Raw genomic sequence first — 16,535 nt, 5'->3', positions numbered from 1 at the left:
GATTCGTGGAATCGTGCGAGTCGTCAGGCGGCTGCCACGACGCTGCTGAGCACGTCGTGAAGCTCCTTCGCCTCGGCGTCGTTGACGGAGACGACCAGGCGTCCGCCGCCCTCGAGCGGGACGCGCACGATGATGAGCCGGCCCTCCTTCACGGCCTCCATCGGTCCGTCGCCGGTCCTCGGCTTCATCGCTGCCATCGCGGTGCTCCCTTTCCTCGGTGGTCTACAGGTTCCATATTAGTGGGTGCTGGGACACCGCTTACCGCGACCGCGCTGTTCAGGGCACGCGCCAGAAGGTGTCGGCGTATCCGTAGACGTTCGAGATCCACACCCACTGCAGCCCCAGGCAGACCACGAGCACGGCGCCGCGCAGCCACCAGGAGCGGCGCCAGCCCACCGCGCCCCACAGCGGCGCGAGCGGGAACATCAGCCGCAGCGTGCTGGACTGCGGGAAGAACACCGCGAGCAGATAGAGCGCGTAGCTCGCCGCGTAGAGGCGGATCTCCGGGCCCAGCCGCCGCACGCCGGGGCCGAGGACGAGCGCTGCGGCGAACAGCAGGACGGCCAGGCCGAGCACGACGAGGCCGACCCAGCCGGGCACGCCCAGCAGTCGCGCCCAATACGGCATCGCCGACAGCCATCCCTCGAACGGCGCGAACGACGGCGCGCCGTGCTGGGGCATCCAGAACCCGCGCCAGCTCAGCTCGGTCTCCAGATACGCGTTCGGCACGCCGGTCGCGATCCCGGCGATGACCTGCCAGGCGAAGCCGGTCACGACCGCGAGCGCGCCGAGGCCAAGGTAGTGCGCGATCTCGCGACCCGACAGCGGGTCGGCGCGGCGTCGGAACCAGCGCAGCACGAGCATGAGACCGAGCATGAGCGCGAACGCCAGCACCCCCGGCCGGGTGAACGCCATGAGCACGATGAGCGGATACAGCCGCACGTAGCGGCGCCGCATCAGGCCGTCCAGGGCGAGGAGCAGGAACAGCATGTTCAGCACCTCGGCGTAGCCGACCTGGAACAGGGCCCCGAGGGGACCCGCCGCGAAGAAGATCACGGTCCAGACGGCCGCCATCCGCCCGATCCTGTCCCGCATCATGCGGAACAGCACGAGACAGCAGAGATAGCCGGCGACCAGCGACACGATCGCGGCGCCGATGGGCCATCCGCCCTCGCCGAAGGGCAGGCCGACCGCCTTCGACACCCACGCGTAGAGCGGCAGGAACGCCCACGAGTTCTGGGTGATGTGCCCGTCCGGTCCGAGCGGCAGCGTCGTCGGGTAGCCGTAGACGGCGATGTACCAGTACCACTGCGCGTCCCAGCCGCTCACGAACGAGGCGATCGTCGCGTGCGCGCCGAACCGGGATCCGGGGCTGCCGGAGAGCCCGGTCGCGATCAGCAGCATCGCCGTGGTGATCAGCCGCGCGCCCAGGTAGAGCGCGAGGATCCCCGCCCAGGCGGGCGTGCGCGCGTACGACCGTGCCGCCCAGCGGGGCAGGGCGGCGACCTCAGGCACCGCGCAGCCAGGAGCGCAGGCCGTCCTCGGTGGCCGTGATCTGCGCGATCGGGACCCTCTCCTCGTCGTGGTGCGCGAGATGCGGGTCCCCCGGACCGTAGTTGACCGCGGGGATGCCGAGCGCGGAGAACCGCGCGACGTCGGTCCAGCCGTACTTCGGCTTCGGCGTCGCGCCCACGGCGGTGACGAACTCCTGCGCGATCGGCGCATCCAGGCCCGGGCGCGCTCCCTCGGCGACATCGGTGATCTCCACGTCGAATCCGACGAACACGTTGCGCACGTGCGCCTCGGCGGCGGCGGCGGAACGGCTCGGGGCGAACCGGTAGTTCACCTCGACCTCGCACAGGTCGGGGATGACGTTGCCCGCGATGCCGCCGCTGATGCGCACGGCGTTCAGGCCCTCGCGATAGTCCAGGCCGTCCACGGCGATCTCGCGCGGACGGTATTCGGCCAGCCGGGCCAGGATCGGCGCGGCGCGGTGGATCGCGTTCTCGCCGATCCAGGCGCGCGCCGAGTGCGCGCGCACCCCGGTGGTGCGCACCACGGCGCGCAGCGTGCCGTTGCAGCCGCCCTCCACCTCGCCGTTCGACGGCTCGCCGAGGATCGCGAAGTCTGCCTGGAAGAGGTCGGGCCGGCTCTCTGCGAGCAGCTTCAGGCCGTTCCGCGCGGCCTCGACCTCTTCGTTGTCGTACCACATCCACGTGATGTCGACCGCGGGCTCGACGAGCTCGGCGGCGAGCTTCAGCTGCACCGCCACCCCCGCCTTCATGTCGACGGTGCCGCGGCCCCAGATCATGGGGACGCCGTCGACCTCGACATCGCGGGTCGGCACGTTGCCGTTGATGGGCACCGTGTCGATGTGCCCCGCGATCGCCACGCGCTGCGCACGTCCGAGGTGCGTGCGGGCGACGATCGTGTTCCCCTCGCGGATCACCTCGAGGTGGGCGAGGCCGCGGATCGACTCCTCGATCAGGTCGGCGAGGTGCGCCTCGGATCCCGATTCGCTGGGGATGTCGCAGATCGCGCGGGTGATGTCCGCCGCGGAGGCGGTGAGATCGAGCGGCATGCCCCCACCCTAGCGCCGCGTCATGAAGGCGAAGCTGGACAGGAGGTTTCGGTAGCGTGGACGCATGACCGATGCGCGCACGATCCACGGCTCCGGCCTGACCACCATCGCCGGGGACGGCACCGTTCTGGACGCGTGGTTCGCCGAGGTCGCGGCGGGCGCGCCCTCCGCGGGCGATCTCGCCGCCTCGGCGATGACGTTCGAGACGCTCGCCGGCGCGGACGAGCGACGCAAGGTGACCGTCGAGGCCGTGCAGCTGACGATCGACCTCGACGAGGCGCCCGCGTCCACCGCCGACGCGTACCTGCGCCTGCACGCCCTCTCGCACCTGCTCGTGCGCCCGAACGAGCTGAACCTCGACGGCATCTTCGCGCACCTCCCCAACGTCGCATGGACCAGCGCAGGTCCGATGCTCCCCGCCGACGCGGCGCGCCTGCGCCCGCTGCTGCAGCGCGCCGGGATCCAGATCACGGGCGTCGACAAGTTCCCGCGGCTGACCGACTACGTCCTGCCCGCGGGAGTGCGCATCGCGGACGCGTCGCGGGTGCGCCTGGGCGCGCACCTCGCCCCCGGCACCACCGTCATGCACGAGGGCTTCGTGAACTTCAACGCCGGCACGCTCGGCGCCTCGATGGTCGAGGGGCGGATCTCGCAGGGCGTCGTGGTCGGAGACGGATCCGACATCGGCGGAGGCTCCTCGATCATGGGCACGCTGTCCGGCGGGGGCACGCACCGCGTCTCGATCGGCGCGCGCACCCTGCTGGGGGCGAACGCCGGCATCGGGATCTCGCTCGGCGACGACTGCATCGTCGAGGCGGGGCTGTACGTCACCGCGGGCACGAAGATCGTCCTCGCCGACGCCGCCCCCACGGCGGACGGCGGTCGCCCCGTCGTCAAGGGCGCCGAGCTGAGCGGCGAGAACGGGATCCTGTTCCGACGCAACTCGCTCTCGGGCGCGGTCGAGGCCGTTCGCCGCGCCGGCGTCGGCGTGACCCTCAACGAGGCCCTGCACGCCTGAGCGTCCGGGCGCGGACGGCTACGCCTTGAGCGATCCGATCGCGAGCGAGAGCACGCGGCGGCGCTGCGCGTCGTCGTCGTAGGCGACCGCGCTCACGCCGCCGATGAGCTTGACGACGTCGGCGATCGCGAGATCCGCCTTCACGGCGCCCGCGGCCTGCGCGCGGGCCAGCAGCGGCTCGCCGGCGCCGAGCATCACGCCGCGGCACTCGGCGAACACCGAGGACTCGCGGTTGAGGCCGTCCAGGAGCACGTGCTTGGTGCCGACGTACTCCACGAAGCGGTCCAGCCAGGCTTCGAACGCTGCCCACGGCTCGAGATCGGCGACCTCGTCGGCCGCGTCCGCGAGCGCAGCGACCTCGCGCAGGTAGAGCGTCTCGATGAGGTCGTCCCTCGTCGGGAAGTTGCGGTAGAGCGTGCCGATGCCGACGCCCGCACGACGGGCGATGTCCTCGAGGGACGCGTCCGAGCCGTCCTCGGCGAACGCCGCACGACCGGCGGCGACGAGAGCGTCGAAGTTCCGCGCGGCGTCGGCGCGACGCGGACGCCGCTCCTCCAGCGTGGCCGTCGCCCGGTTCTGACCGCCCATCGTGCCGTCCCTCCAGAAAAGTCTTCATGAACCTCTTGCAAAGCGGAGGCACCCTCCGCTAATCTCTATCCGGAGGCACCCTCCGTTCGGAGGTCTCCTCTCACTTTACCCCTCTTCTCCAGGCTTCGGAAGGGAACTCATGTCCCGCTCATCCACCTCGATCCTGGTCGCGATCGCCGTGGCGGTCTCCTCCATCGCGCTTCTGCAGAACCTCGTCATCCCGCTCGTCCCGCTGGTCCAGGCCGAGTTCGGCGTGACCGCCGACGCCGCCAGCTGGACGATGACCGCGTGGCTCATCGCCGCCGCGGTCGCCACCCCCACCCTCGGCCGCGTCGGCGATCTGCGCGGCCGGCGCACGACCTTCCTCGTCACCCTCGGCGTGACGGCGGCGGGCGACGTGCTCGCCGCCGTCGCCCCATCGCTCGAGGTGCTCATCGTCGCCCGCGTGCTGCAGGGAATCGGCGGGGCGCTCTTCCCCCTCGCGTACGGGCTGCTCCGCGACGCGCTCCCCCGGGAGCGCGTGACCGGGGCGATCGGCATCGTCAGCGCCGTGATCGGCATCGGCGGCGCGGCGGGCACGGTGCTCGCCGGCCCGCTCGCCGACCTCGTGGGCTGGCGCGGCACCTTCGCGGTGCCGTTCCTGGTCGCAGCCCTCGGCGCCTTCCTCACCCTGGCCGCGGTCCGCGACACCGGGCTGCGCGCTCAGGGCCGCGTCAACGGGCGCTCGTCGGTGCTGCTGTCGCTGTGGCTGGTCGCGCTGCTCGTCCCGCTCAGCACCGGGGCGCGCTGGGGCTGGACGTCGCCGGCCGTGCTCGTGCTCTTCGCCGTGGCCGCGCTCGCGTTCGCCGCGTGGATCCTGTCCGAACTGCGCTCCGCGGAGCCCCTCGTGGATCTGCGACTGCTCGCCTCGCCCGCGATCTGGCCGGTGAACGCCGCCTCGCTGCTGATCGGAGCCGGCGTGTTCGCCTTCTGGGGCTACCTGCCCCAGTTCCTCGAGCTCGCGTCCTCGGCCGGCGGCACAGGACTGTCGGTCCGCGATGCCGGACTCATGCTCGTGCCCATGCTCATCGGCATGAGCGGCGTGGGCTTCGCGACCGGCGCCCTCAATCGGGTGCTCTCCCTGCGCACCCTGCTGGTGATCGGCGCCGTGCTGATGGGCGCCTCGGGCGCCGCGGCCGCGCTCGCGCACTCCGCCCCGTGGCAGCTGGCCCTGGCAGGCGCCGGGTTCGGCATCGGCTGCGGTCTCGCCTACGCGGCCTCGGCCGGGATCGTCGTGCAGAGCGTGCCCGCGCAGGTCACCGGCGTCGCGACCGGCGTGAACGCGAACCTGCGCACGATCGGATCCGCCATCGGATCCGCCGCGACCGGTGCGATCGTGTTCGGCTCCTCCGCGCACGGCACCGCGGGTGGCTTCGCGACGGCCTGGGCGCTCGTCGCGGTCAGCACTCTCCTGGCCGGCGCGATCGTCTGGGCGGTGCGCACCCGCACCAGCACTCCGACCGCGACGACCACGGCGCCCGAGCTGGTCGAGGCCGTCTGAACGCGGCATCCGGGTATCCGGGATAGGATGGACGAGATGTCGGAGTCTCCGGCATCTCGTCGCCATCCCGGATCCCTGGATTCATCATCCCTGGAAGTGGAGCCCCGCTCCCCCTCGTGATCCGGTTCTCGAGCGGCGACCTTTCGCGCCGCACCCCGGCGCCTGTATGCGACCGGCGTATCCGGTCCAGGAGATATCCATGCCTTCCTTCCTCGATCTCGGCGTGCCCGCGCCCCTGGCTGCGGTGCTCGCCGGCGACGGCAAGACCGAAGCCTTCCCCATCCAGCAGGGCACCCTGCCCGACTCCCTCGCGGGACGCGACCTTCTCGGCCGCGGCCGCACCGGCAGCGGCAAGACCCTCGCGTTCGCGATCCCCCTCGTCGCCCGCCTCACCGGAGCGACGTCCCGCCCGCAGCATCCGCGCGGCCTGGTGCTGGCACCGACCCGCGAGCTCGCCACGCAGATCGCGGCGACCGTCGCCCCGCTGGCCAAGGCCGCGGGCCTGCGCGTCACCACCGTGTTCGGCGGTGTCAGCCAGCGCCCCCAGGAGGAGGCCCTGCGCCGCGGCGTCGACATCGTCGTGGCCTGCCCCGGCCGTCTCGAAGACCTCATGAAGCAGGGCGTCGTGCGCCTGGACGAGGTGCGCGTGACCGTGCTCGACGAGGCCGATCACATGGCCGACCTCGGCTTCCTTCCCGGCGTCACCCGCATCCTCGCGGCCACCCCGCAGGGCGGCCAGCGTCTGCTGTTCAGCGCGACGCTCGACAACGGCATCGACGTGCTCGCGCGCCGCTTCCTCTCCAACGCCGTGAGCCACGAAGTCGACGAGGCCAGCGTCCCCGTCGGCGAGATGACGCACCGCGTCCTCGAGGTCGCCGACGCCGAGTCCAAGAAGACGCTCGTCAACGAGCTCGCCTCGGGCGCCGGCCGGCGCATCCTGTTCACGCGCACCAAGCACCAGGCGAAGAAGCTCGCCAAGGTGCTGACCACGGCCGGGATCCCGGCCGTGGACCTGCACGGCAACCTCGGACAGAACGCCCGCGAGCGCAACCTCGCCGCCTTCTCCGCCGACCCGGCCGAGGGCGGCGTGCGCGTGCTCGTCGCCACCGACGTGGCCGCGCGCGGCGTGCACGTCGACGACGTCGACCTGGTCGTGCATGTGGATCCGCCTGCAGAGCACAAGGCGTACCTGCACCGCTCCGGCCGCACCGCGCGCGCCGGCGCCGCGGGCACCGTCGTCACGGTGCTGCTGCCCGAGCAGCGGCGCGACGTGAAGGATCTGCTCCGCAAGGCGCAGATCACGGCGGCCATCGAGCCGGTCTCCGCCGCCTCCCCCGCCGTGGTCGAGCTGATCGGCGCGAAGGCGGCCTACGTCAAGCCCGCACCGAAGCCCGCTGCGCAGCAGCCCGCCAGGAAGAAGCCGGCCTCCGGCGCTTCCGGATCCCCGCGCCAGGGCCAGCGTCAGGGCCAGCCGCGTCAGGGGCAGGGCCAGGGTCAGCCGCGGCACACGACCGGCGATGTCGCCGCGCCGGCACCCGCCGCGCGTCGGCGTCGTCGCCGGTCGTCGCGCCCCCAGGGCACCCCGACCACGCGCTGAGCACTGCGGCGGTCGCGAGGCTTCCGGCCCGCGGCCGCCGCACAACGGCTCACGCCGGCTTCGCGTAGCCCTTCACACCCGTGTCGAGAAAGACGCAGGCCGTGTCGCCGACCGTCCAGGCATCGTGCCCGGGGCTCAGGTCGACCACGTCGCCCGGCCCCATGTCGAGCTCGGTTCCGTCGTCGAACCGCACGGTCATCCGCCCCTCGAGGCAGATCCCGGTGTGATGCGTCTGACACGAATCGGTGCCCGCGATCGGCTTGACGTCGTTCGACCATCGCCAGCCCGGCTCGAAGACGCCTCGCCCCAGCGTGAAGTCGCCCAGGGTGACGACGTCCATGTGACCGTGGTCATGGAAGGGGCGTCGCTCGTGCGGCGTCTCGATGTTGTGCTTGTCAGACATGAGAACCTCCCACGGGTGATCGGGTGACCGGCATCGGCAGCGCTCACCCGGGGACGCTCAGGACGCCGTGACGGATGCGGCCGCGCACGCTCGTGCCGTCTGCCTCGCATCGTCGTGGACGGTGATCACGAGCTCCGGCGTCCTGCCGGTCCCGAACCGTCTCGCGGCGTCGTCAGGTCGACCTCGACCGTCCCCGACCGCCCCCAGTCATTGAGAGTCGTACACCCGCCTGCCCGGGGCCGTCAAGAGGCGGCGTCCCGGGATCTCCTCGACCTCAGCTGCGGCGGAAGTCGCGCTCCTGCGAGCCCGTGTACAGCTGCTGCGGGCGGCCGATCTTGGTCTGCGGGTCGAGATTCAGCTCACGCCACTGCGCAAGCCAGCCGGGCAGGCGGCCGATCGCGAACAGCACGGTGAACATGCGCGTCGGGAAGCCCATGGCCTTGTAGATGACGCCAGTGTAGAAGTCGACGTTCGGGTAGAGCCGACGCTCCTGGAAGTACTCGTCAGCCAGGGCGATCTCCTCGAGCTCCTTCGCGAGATCGAGGAGCGGATCCGTGACGCCGAGCTCGGCGAGCACCTGATCCGCCGCCGCCTTGACGAGCTTCGCGCGCGGGTCGTAGTTCTTGTAGACGCGGTGCCCGAAGCCCATGAGCTTCACGCCGTCTTCCTTGTTCTTCACGCGCTCCACGAAGCGCTGCATGCTCTGGCCGGAGTCGCGGATCTGCGCGAGCATCGTCAGCACCGCCTCGTTCGCGCCGCCGTGCAGCGGACCTGAGAGCGCCTGGATCCCGGCCGAGATGGAGGCGAACTGGTTCGCACCGGTCGAGCCGACCAGGCGCACGGTCGAGGTGGACGCGTTCTGCTCGTGGTCCTCGTGCAGGATCAGCAGCAGCTCGAGCGCCTTGGACATGACCGGGTTGATCTCGTACGGCTCGCTGTGCACGCCGAAGTTCAGCTTCAGGAAGTTGTCGACGAAGCTCAGGGAGTTGTCCGGGTACAGGAACGCCTGCCCGATGCTCTTCTTGTGCGCGTAGGCCGCGATCACGGGGAGCTTTGCGAGCATGCGGATCGTGTTGAGCTCGACGTGTTCCGGATTGTGCGGATCCGACTCGTTCTCGTAGTAGGTCGAGAGCGCAGCGACGGCCGAGGACAGCACCGCCATCGGGTGCGCGTTGTCGGGAAGCGCCTGGAAGAAGTGCTTCAGGTCCTCGTGGAGGAGCGTGTGCCGGCGGATCTTCTCGTCGAACTCGGCGAGCTCGGCGGGCGTCGGAAGCTCGCCGTAGATGAGCAGCCAGGCGACCTCGAGGTACGAGCAGGAGTTCGCGATCTGCTCGATCGGATAGCCGCGATAGCGCAGGATCCCCTTGTCGCCGTCGATGAACGTGATCGCCGACTTCGTCGACGCCGTGTTCACGAAGCCGTAGTCCAGACCCGTGTGACCGGTCTGGCGCGTGAGCGTGGAGAAATCGATGCTGCTGTGCCCGTCGGTGCCGTGCAGGACCGGGAACTCCGCGGTCGTCTCGCCTACTGTCAGCGTCGCCTTCGTAGGCCGCTCGCCCGCTGCGCTCACGCAGACCTCCTCATGCGTCTGTCGATGGGGGATGTGCGATCGGTGCCGGTGGGCGCGGATCGCGACGCTTGTACAGCCTATCCCCCGTCCGGACCTACTGTGAAAACGGCCAAGACTGCACGGGCAGGCACTGTGGACACCTACGAAACGCTGCCGCGGAGGCGTGCCGCCGCCGCCTCGACGCGCTCCAGGGGCGCCGTCAACGACAGCCGCACGTGCTCGGGCGAATGGTCGCCGTAGAACGGTCCCGGACCTGCCAGGATCCCGAGATCGGCGAGCCGGCCCATCGACTCCCAGGCGTCCCTGCCCTCGGTCGCCCACAGATACAGGCCCGCCTCGGAGCCGTCGATGCGGAACCCCGCGTCGACGAGAGCGGGCCGCAGCACCTCGCGACGGCGCCGGTAGAGCTCCTTCTGCGCGGCGACGTGCTCGTCGTCGCGCAGGGCGACCTCCATCGCGTGCTGCACCGGCGCGGGCGGCATCAGCCCGAGGTGCTTGCGCGCGGTGAGGATCTCGCCGACCACGCGAGCGCACCCGGCGACGAACGCCGCGCGGTACCCGGCGAGGTTGGACTGCTTGCTCAGCGAGTAGACGCTGAGCAGACCCGAACGCGTTCCGCCGGTGACGCGGGGATCCAGCACGCTCGGCACCGGCTCGGTCGCCCACGGTCCGTCCCAGCCGAGCTCGGCGTAGCACTCGTCGCTCGCGAGGACCGCGCCGAGCTCGCGGGCCCGGGTCACGGCCGCGGCCAGCTCCGGCACCGTCCAGGTGCGCCCGTCGGGGTTGCCCGGGGTGTTGATCCAGATGAGCTTCGCGCCCTCCGGCCAGAGCGCCGGGTCGTCCTCGCTGACCACGGTCGCACCGGCGACCTGCGCGCCGACGGCATACGTCGGATAGGCGACCCGCGGCTGCACCACGACATCGCCGGGACCGAGTCCGAGCAGCGTCGGCAGCAGCGCCACGAGCTCCTTCGACCCGATCGTGGGCATCACGTTGTCCACGCGCAGGTCCGGCACGCCGCGACGTCGTGCGTACCACTCGACGATCGCCTCGCGCAGCGCCGGGGTGCCGACCGTCTGCGGGTAGGAGTGCGCGTCGGTCGCCTCGGAGAGCGCCCGGCGGATGATCTCCGGGGTGGGATCGACCGGGGATCCGATCGCGAGATCGACGATGCCGCCGGGATGCGCAGCCGCGCGCTCGCGGAACGGCGTGACCGCGTCCCAGGGGTAGTCGGCGAGGTCGCGGACGGACATGCCGGCTACTCGCCCTGCGGCGGCAGGGCGGCGATGATCGCGTGATCGTGATGGATCACGCCGACCTTGGCGGCACCGCCCGGGGAGCCGATCTCGTCGAAGAACTCGACATTGGCCTTGTAGTAGTCGGCCCACTCCTCGGGGAGGTCGTCCTCGTAGTAGATGGCCTCGACCGGGCACACCGGCTCGCAGGCACCGCAGTCCACGCACTCATCCGGGTGGATGTACAAGGAGCGCTCACCCTCGTAGATGCAGTCCACGGGGCACTCGTCGACGCAGGCACGGTCCTTCACGTCGACACAGGGAAGAGCGATCACATAGGTCACGGGTCAAGTCTACGACCCGTCGACCGACACCTCTCCCGGGCTGGGGCGCGCCCCGGCGGTGCGGGCCGCCTGCTCCTGCTGGAGCCGGCGGATGCGACCGAAGTCCGGCCAGGCGGCGACCAGCAGCACCATGCCGGCGACCGTCCAGGTCCACACCACGCCCAGCAGGTCGTTCGGCACGATGACCGATCCGCCGGGACCGCGTCCGGAGATCACGACCATCCCCGCGAGCATGCCGAGACCGGTGACCAGCGCCGCCCAGCGATCATGCAGCAGCAGGCGCACGGCGAGCAGGATCCCGCCGCACGCGACGATGCCGAGCGCGAGCCCCACCCCGTTCACGCCCCAGAGGGAGGATGCGTGGGTGACCGTCGCCGCCAGCCCGAAGACCGCGCCCACGACGAGCATAGCCACCCAGGAGAGCACTCGGCTGAGCCATGATCCGCGCATCCCTCGAGCTTACGCGGCGCACCTGTCGCGGTGTCTCAGGCAGCCCAGCCGACCAGGCGCAGGAGGGCGGCGACGACGGCCGCGGCGATCACCACGATGAGGAACGACTGCCGCAGCCACAGCAGTCCCGCCGCCACGAGCACTGCGGGCACCCGCGCGTCCACGACGATGTGCTGGCCCGACGCGAGCGCCTGCACCGCGACCAGCGCCGCGAGCAGCGCGACGGTGAGCAGATCCGTGATGCGTGCCGGACGGGGCGCCTCCAGCACCGACGCCGGCACCAGATAGCCCGCCCCCTTGAGAGCGAGGCAGCCGATCGCCGCGAGCAGCACCGCGTTCCAGAGCGTCATGATTCCCCCTCCGCGGAGACCGCCTTCGGCCCCAGCCAGTTGAACCAGCCGACGACGATCGCGACGAGCGCCGCGACCAGCACCGGCAGGCCGGGGATCAGCACCGGAGTGAGCGCCGTGGCCACGGCCGCTGCCGCGATGCCCACGGCGATCGCCTGGCGCCGGCGCAGCCGCGGCCACAGCAGGGCGAGGAAGGCGGCGGCCGCGGCGGCGTCCAGTCCATAGGTCTTCGGGTCCCCCAGCACGTCCCCGAGCAGCGCCCCGAGCAGGGTCGTCAGGTTCCAGCCGGCGTAGATGCCCAGGCCCGTGATCCAGAACCCGGCCGTGCGCGCCCGCGGCGAGGTCTGCGCGAGCGACACGGCGGTGGACTCGTCGATCGTGAACGGCGCAGCGGCGGCGCGGCGAAGCACCCCGCGGCCGATCACGGGAGACATCCGCATGCCGTACGCCACGTTGCGCACGCCCAGGAGCAGGGCAGAGGCGATCGCCGCGGGCGCCGCCGCGAGCCCGCCGGCACCGATCACCCCGACGAAGGCGAACTGGGATCCGCCGGTGAACATCAGCAGGCTCAGCACGCACGTCTGCCAGACGTCGAAGCCGCTCGCCACCGCGAGCGCCCCGAAGGAGATGCCGTACGCGCTGGTGGCGAGGGCCACGCCGAACGCCTCCCGGCGGGCTGTGCGGACCTCCGCGGCGGACTCTTCCTCGCCCCGGTCGATCGTTCGCTCCTCTGAACGCATGACGATCATTCTGAACAGGGTTGGGGTGTTTGTCAACGCGAACGATCGTTTGGAATACTGGCCGCATGGATGATCTCCGTGAACGCATCTCCCGCTCCCTGCGTCGCGAGCGCGAGGCTGCGGGGATCTCCGTGTCCGAGCTCGCCCGCCGCGCCGGCGTCTCCAAGGCGACGGTGTCCCAGCTCGAGAACGGGTCCACCGGGCCGAGCGTCGAGACGCTCTGGGCGATCGCCGACGCCCTCGGCCTCCCCTTCGCCGCCTTCGTCGAAGAGCGCACGCACGCGCCGACGCTGATCCGCGCCGGCGAGCACGCCGGAGTGCCCTCCGCCGCGGCTCCGTACGTGGCGACCCTGGTGGCTGCCTGTCCCCCGGGCGCACGCCGCGACATCTACGTCATCCAGGCCGAGCCGGGCGAGCCGCGCCGTTCCCAGCCGCATCACGTCGGCACCACCGAGCACGTGGTGCTGATCACCGGCCGTGCGCTGATCGGTCCCGCGGACGAGGCCGTCGAGCTGCATCCGGGCGACTACCTCTCCTACGCCGGAGACGCCGGGCACGTGTTCGAGGCGCTCGAGCCCGGCACCTCCGCGGTGCTCATCTCCGAGCTGCGCTGACGACGAAGGCCCTGCCGCGCCGGGTGGCGGGCAGGGCCTTCGGAGGAGGATCTCAGCCGCTCGCGTCCTGGCGCTTCTGGCGCGACGCCTCACGACCGCGGACCGTCGCGTCCAGGATCACCTTGCGGATGCGCACCTTCTCGGGCGTGACCTCGACGCATTCGTCGTCACGGGCGAACTCGAGGCTCTCCTCGAGCGTGAGCAGGCGCGGCGGCGTCATCGACTCGAAGTTGTCCGCCGTGGAGGAGCGCATGTTGGTGAGCTTCTTCTCCTTGGTGATGTTCACGTCCATGTCGTCGGCGCGCGAGTTCTCGCCGATGACCATGCCCTCGTAGACCTCTTCGGTGGGTTGCACGAAGAACGACATGCGCTCCTGCAGGGCGATCATCGCGAACGGGGTCACGACGCCCGTGCGGTCGGCGACGATCGAGCCGTTCTGGCGGGTCGTGATCTGGCCGGCCCACGGCTCGTAGCCGTGCGAGATCGCGTTCGCGATGCCGGTGCCGCGGGTGGTGGTGAGGAACTCGCTGCGGAATCCGATGAGACCGCGCGAGGGGACGATGAACTCCATGCGCACCCAGCCGGTGCCGTGGTTGGTCATGTTCTCCATGCGGCCCTTGCGGTTCGCGAGGAGCTGGGTGATCGCGCCGAGGTGCTCCTCCGGCGTGTCGATCGTGAGGTGCTCGAACGGCTCGTAGGTCTTGCCGTCGATCTTCTTCGTGACCACCTGCGGCTTGCCCACGGTGAGCTCGAAGCCCTCGCGGCGCATGTTCTCGACGAGGATCGCGAGCGCGAGCTCGCCGCGGCCCTGCACCTCCCACGCGTCGGGGCGGCCGATGTCGACGACCTTGAGGGAGACGTTTCCGATGAGCTCGCGGTCCAGACGGTCCTTGACCATGCGGGCGGTGAGCTTGTGCCCCTTGACCTTGCCCATGAGCGGCGAGGTGTTGGTGCCGATGGTCATCGAGATCGCCGGGTCGTCGACCGTGATGGCCGGCAGCGGACGCACGTCCTCGGGATCCGCGATCGTCTCGCCGATCGTGATGTCGGCGATGCCGGCGATCGCGACGATGTCGCCGGGGCCGGCCTCCTCGGCGGGGTAGCGCTCGAGGGCACGGGTCTTGAGCAGCTCGGTGATCCGGGCGTTGCTGGTGGATCCGTCGCCGCGCACCCAGGCCACGGTCTGGCCCTTCTTCAGAGTGCCGTTGAAGATGCGCAGCAGCGCGAGGCGGCCGAGGAACGGCGAGGAGTCGAGGTTGGTGACCCACGCCTGCAGCGGCGCCTCGTCGTCGTACGCCGGAGCCGGCACGTGCTCGAGGATGGCCTCGAACAGCGGCTCAAGGTCGTCGTTGTCCGGCAGCGAGCCGTTGTCGGGGCGGGTGCGCGAGGCGGCACCGGCGCGCCCCGAGGCGTACACGACGGGCACGTCGAGCAGCGCGTCGACGTCGAGGTCCGGCACGTCGTCGACCAGGTCGGACGCGAGGCCCAGCAGCAGGTCGTGCGCCTCCTCCTCGACCTCGGCGATGCGCGCGTCGGGACGGTCGGTCTTGTTCACGAGCAGGATGACGGGCAGCTTCGCCTCGAGCGCCTTGCGCAGCACGAAGCGGGTCTGCGGGAGCGGACCCTCGGACGCGTCGACGAGCAGCACGACGCCGTCGACCATGGACAGGCCGCGCTCGACCTCGCCGCCGAAGTCGGCGTGGCCCGGGGTGTCGATCACGTTGATCGTGATCGGGGTGTCGGTGTGCACGCCGTTGTACGTGATCGCCGTGTTCTTGGCGAGGATCGTGATGCCCTTCTCACGCTCCAGGTCGTTGGAGTCCATCGCGCGCTCCTCGACGTGCGCATGCTCGCCGAAGGATCCGGTCTGGCGGAGCATGGCGTCGACCAGCGTGGTCTTGCCGTGGTCGACGTGCGCGACGATGGCGACGTTGCGGAGATCGGAACGGAGGGCGTGCGCCATGAAGGAATCCAATGCAGATGGGGTTTCGCCCGGGATTCCGGACTCTTCAGGATACATCACCGCACCTGGACGCCCTCTGCGGACAGACCCGCCCGCGCACCCGCGGCGGATCCATACGGCTCCGCCCTACGCTCGACGCATGAGGATCGCCCTGCCCCCGCCCCCGCCGGACGCGCCGTCGCGGACGCGGCTCCGGTGGGAGATCGCGATCGTGCTCGCGCTCGGGCTCGGGCAGTCGGCCGTCTACGCCGTGGTGCAGCTCATCGACCGCTACTCCCGCCCGACGCCGCTCGCCCAGCAGTCCGCGACGCTGAATCCCGCGCTCTCCGACCGGCAGGTGTTCGACCTGCTGTACCAGCTGCTCGGGATCGCGTTCTCCGTGGCACCGGTGCTGCTGGTGTGCTTCCTGCTCTGGCTCCCGGCACGACCGCGTCTCGGCGCCCTCGGCCTGGACGGGCGCCGCATCGGACGCGACATCGGATGGGGCGCCTCCCTGGTGCTCGCGATCGGCGTTCCGGGCCTCGCCCTCTACGTCGTCGGACGGCTCACCGGGCTCTTCGTGGCCGTGGACCCCGGCGCGCAGAGCGCGTACTGGTGGACGATCCCGGTCCTCCTGCTCTCCGCGGCGCGCGCCGCGATCCAGGAGGAGTTCGTCGTGCTCGGCTATCTGTTCGCCCGGCTGCGTCAGCTCGGCTGGGGCCCCTGGACGATCGTGCTGGCGACATCCGTGCTGCGCGCGAGCTATCACCTCTACCAGGGGCCGGGGGCGTTCGTGGGCAACCTCGGGATGGGGCTGCTCTTCGGCTTCCTGTTCCTGCGCACGGGACGGCTCCTGCCGTTCCTGGTGGCGCACTTCCTCATCGACGCCGCGGTGTTCGTCGGCTACCCGTGGGTCGCCACGACCTGGCCCGCGCTCTTCGGCCTGCCTCCGCACTGAGGGCGCGCGGACCCGGCGCATCGAGGCGCGGTCAGCGGGTGACCGCGATCGCGATCGCCGCCCAGACGACGATCACGGCCAGGGCGCCCAGCGCGGGCCAGTCCCAGCTGCGCCGGATCGGCGCGTCCGCGCCCTCTCCCACGGCGCCGGCGGGACGCTCGATCGCGTTCTCCCAGCGGGCGCGCACGTCGGTGAGCGTCTGGAGGCTCTGCGGCACGTTGAGCTCGCCGGAGCGCTTCATGCGCGGCGACTGGATCCGTCCAGGGCCGCCCCAGCACGCCAGCGAGCGGCCGTCGTCGAGGGTGAAGTCCAGCTGCCAGCGCAGGTCGAGCTCGGTGACCCGGCGCCACCCGAACCGCGTGCGCCGCAGGAAGTTCTGCACCCTGGCGCCCTCCTCGTCGACGTGCACCATCGACACGACGCTGATCACGTAGATGAGCCAGAGCACGAGCAGCACCCACGGTGCGAGCAGGAGCATCAGGCCCCAGCTCCCCCGGATCACGGCGTCGCCGAGCAGGAACACCGCGATCGCCGCGCACGCCACGAGAACGGCGATGCCCGTGGGCGCGCGGTAGGTCCGCGCGCCCACGGGCATCTGATCCATC

General features: G+C 71.1%; 18 protein-coding genes. 5 read left to right on the top strand and 13 right to left on the bottom strand.

Going from position 1 to position 16,535, the window contains the following annotated elements; translation table 11 throughout:
• Positions 1-23: 23 nt before the first annotated feature.
• The 3 genes from RL72_RS19570 to dapE form a co-directional block, all read right to left on the bottom strand.
• Complete coding sequence (locus RL72_RS19570) at positions 24-197, bottom strand: DUF3117 domain-containing protein (RefSeq protein ID WP_082072398.1); 174 nt, start codon at positions 195-197, stop codon at positions 24-26.
• Between the two features lie 79 nt (positions 198-276).
• Positions 277-1,515 carry a hypothetical protein gene (locus RL72_RS13900; protein WP_248700478.1) on the bottom strand — a complete coding sequence of 413 codons (1,239 nt, stop codon included), beginning with the start codon at positions 1,513-1,515 and terminating at the stop codon, positions 277-279.
• Positions 1,508-2,581 (bottom strand): succinyl-diaminopimelate desuccinylase, encoded by a 1,074-nt coding sequence (dapE, locus tag RL72_RS13895; RefSeq protein WP_045251447.1) that lies wholly within the window; start codon positions 2,579-2,581, stop codon positions 1,508-1,510. The genes RL72_RS13900 and dapE overlap by 8 nt, the downstream gene beginning before the upstream one ends.
• A 64-nt stretch (positions 2,582-2,645) precedes the next feature.
• On the opposite strand from dapE, the gene dapD reads away from it, so the two are divergent.
• On the top strand, positions 2,646-3,599 hold the full coding sequence (dapD, locus tag RL72_RS13890) for a 2,3,4,5-tetrahydropyridine-2,6-dicarboxylate N-succinyltransferase (protein WP_045251446.1): 954 nt from the start codon (positions 2,646-2,648) through the stop codon (positions 3,597-3,599).
• Positions 3,600-3,617: 18 nt separating this feature from the next.
• Here dapD and RL72_RS13885 read toward each other — a convergent pair whose 3' ends face one another.
• Complete coding sequence (locus RL72_RS13885; RefSeq protein ID WP_045251445.1) at positions 3,618-4,187, bottom strand: TetR/AcrR family transcriptional regulator; 570 nt, start codon at positions 4,185-4,187, stop codon at positions 3,618-3,620.
• A gap of 139 nt (positions 4,188-4,326) precedes the next feature.
• Here RL72_RS13885 and RL72_RS13880 point away from each other — a divergent pair, with 139 nt between their 5' ends.
• Both RL72_RS13880 and RL72_RS13875 read left to right on the top strand, forming a co-directional pair.
• Positions 4,327-5,727 carry an MFS transporter gene (locus tag RL72_RS13880; RefSeq protein ID WP_045251444.1) on the top strand — a complete coding sequence of 467 codons (1,401 nt, stop codon included), beginning with the start codon at positions 4,327-4,329 and terminating at the stop codon, positions 5,725-5,727.
• A 199-nt stretch (positions 5,728-5,926) separates the two neighbouring features.
• Positions 5,927-7,324, top strand: coding sequence for a DEAD/DEAH box helicase (locus RL72_RS13875; RefSeq protein WP_091480635.1), 1,398 nt, complete (start codon positions 5,927-5,929; stop codon positions 7,322-7,324).
• A 49-nt stretch (positions 7,325-7,373) separates the two neighbouring features.
• Here the strand turns inward: RL72_RS13875 and RL72_RS13870 are convergent, their stop codons facing one another.
• From RL72_RS13870 to RL72_RS13840, 7 genes are all read right to left on the bottom strand, one after another.
• Positions 7,374-7,727, bottom strand: coding sequence for a cupin domain-containing protein (locus RL72_RS13870; RefSeq protein ID WP_045251443.1), 354 nt, complete (start codon positions 7,725-7,727; stop codon positions 7,374-7,376).
• Between the two features lie 274 nt (positions 7,728-8,001).
• Complete coding sequence (locus RL72_RS13865; protein WP_082072397.1) at positions 8,002-9,297, bottom strand: citrate synthase; 1,296 nt, start codon at positions 9,295-9,297, stop codon at positions 8,002-8,004.
• A 140-nt stretch (positions 9,298-9,437) separates the two neighbouring features.
• Entirely contained in the window at positions 9,438-10,550 is a 1,113-nt protein-coding gene (gene dapC, locus RL72_RS13860; RefSeq protein ID WP_045251442.1) for a succinyldiaminopimelate transaminase, read from the bottom strand.
• Positions 10,551-10,555: 5 nt separating this feature from the next.
• The gene (gene fdxA / locus RL72_RS13855; protein ID WP_045251441.1) at positions 10,556-10,876 is read right to left on the bottom strand and encodes a ferredoxin; all 321 of its coding nucleotides are present in this window, start codon (positions 10,874-10,876) and stop codon (positions 10,556-10,558) included.
• Between the two features lie 9 nt (positions 10,877-10,885).
• Complete coding sequence (locus tag RL72_RS13850; protein WP_045251440.1) at positions 10,886-11,326, bottom strand: hypothetical protein; 441 nt, start codon at positions 11,324-11,326, stop codon at positions 10,886-10,888.
• Positions 11,327-11,361: 35 nt separating this feature from the next.
• Complete coding sequence (locus RL72_RS13845) at positions 11,362-11,676, bottom strand: AzlD domain-containing protein (protein ID WP_045251439.1); 315 nt, start codon at positions 11,674-11,676, stop codon at positions 11,362-11,364.
• A complete protein-coding gene (locus RL72_RS13840; protein ID WP_045251438.1) occupies positions 11,673-12,416 on the bottom strand; it encodes an AzlC family ABC transporter permease in 744 nt (247 codons plus the stop codon). Before RL72_RS13840 ends, RL72_RS13845 begins: the two co-directional genes overlap by 4 nt.
• A gap of 65 nt (positions 12,417-12,481) precedes the next feature.
• Here RL72_RS13840 and RL72_RS13835 point away from each other — a divergent pair, with 65 nt between their 5' ends.
• Complete coding sequence (locus tag RL72_RS13835) at positions 12,482-13,030, top strand: helix-turn-helix domain-containing protein (RefSeq protein WP_045251437.1); 549 nt, start codon at positions 12,482-12,484, stop codon at positions 13,028-13,030.
• Between the two features lie 52 nt (positions 13,031-13,082).
• Here the strand turns inward: RL72_RS13835 and typA are convergent, their stop codons facing one another.
• Positions 13,083-14,993: a translational GTPase TypA gene (gene typA / locus RL72_RS13830; protein ID WP_045251436.1), complete on the bottom strand. Its 1,911-nt coding sequence runs from the start codon at positions 14,991-14,993 to the stop codon at positions 13,083-13,085.
• A gap of 139 nt (positions 14,994-15,132) precedes the next feature.
• On the opposite strand from typA, the gene RL72_RS13825 reads away from it, so the two are divergent.
• On the top strand, positions 15,133-15,930 hold the full coding sequence (locus RL72_RS13825; RefSeq protein ID WP_045251435.1) for a CPBP family intramembrane glutamic endopeptidase: 798 nt from the start codon (positions 15,133-15,135) through the stop codon (positions 15,928-15,930).
• A 31-nt stretch (positions 15,931-15,961) separates the two neighbouring features.
• On the opposite strand, the gene RL72_RS13820 is transcribed toward RL72_RS13825, so the two are convergent.
• Entirely contained in the window at positions 15,962-16,534 is a 573-nt protein-coding gene (locus tag RL72_RS13820; RefSeq protein ID WP_045251434.1) for a hypothetical protein, read from the bottom strand.
• Position 16,535: the final 1 nt, after the last annotated feature.

This window comes from Microbacterium azadirachtae (assembly GCF_000956545.1).
GTDB classification, from domain to species: domain Bacteria; phylum Actinomycetota; class Actinomycetes; order Actinomycetales; family Microbacteriaceae; genus Microbacterium; species Microbacterium azadirachtae.
Note: the sequence above shows the minus strand (reverse complement) of the source record. Positions and strands in the feature narration are given on the sequence as shown.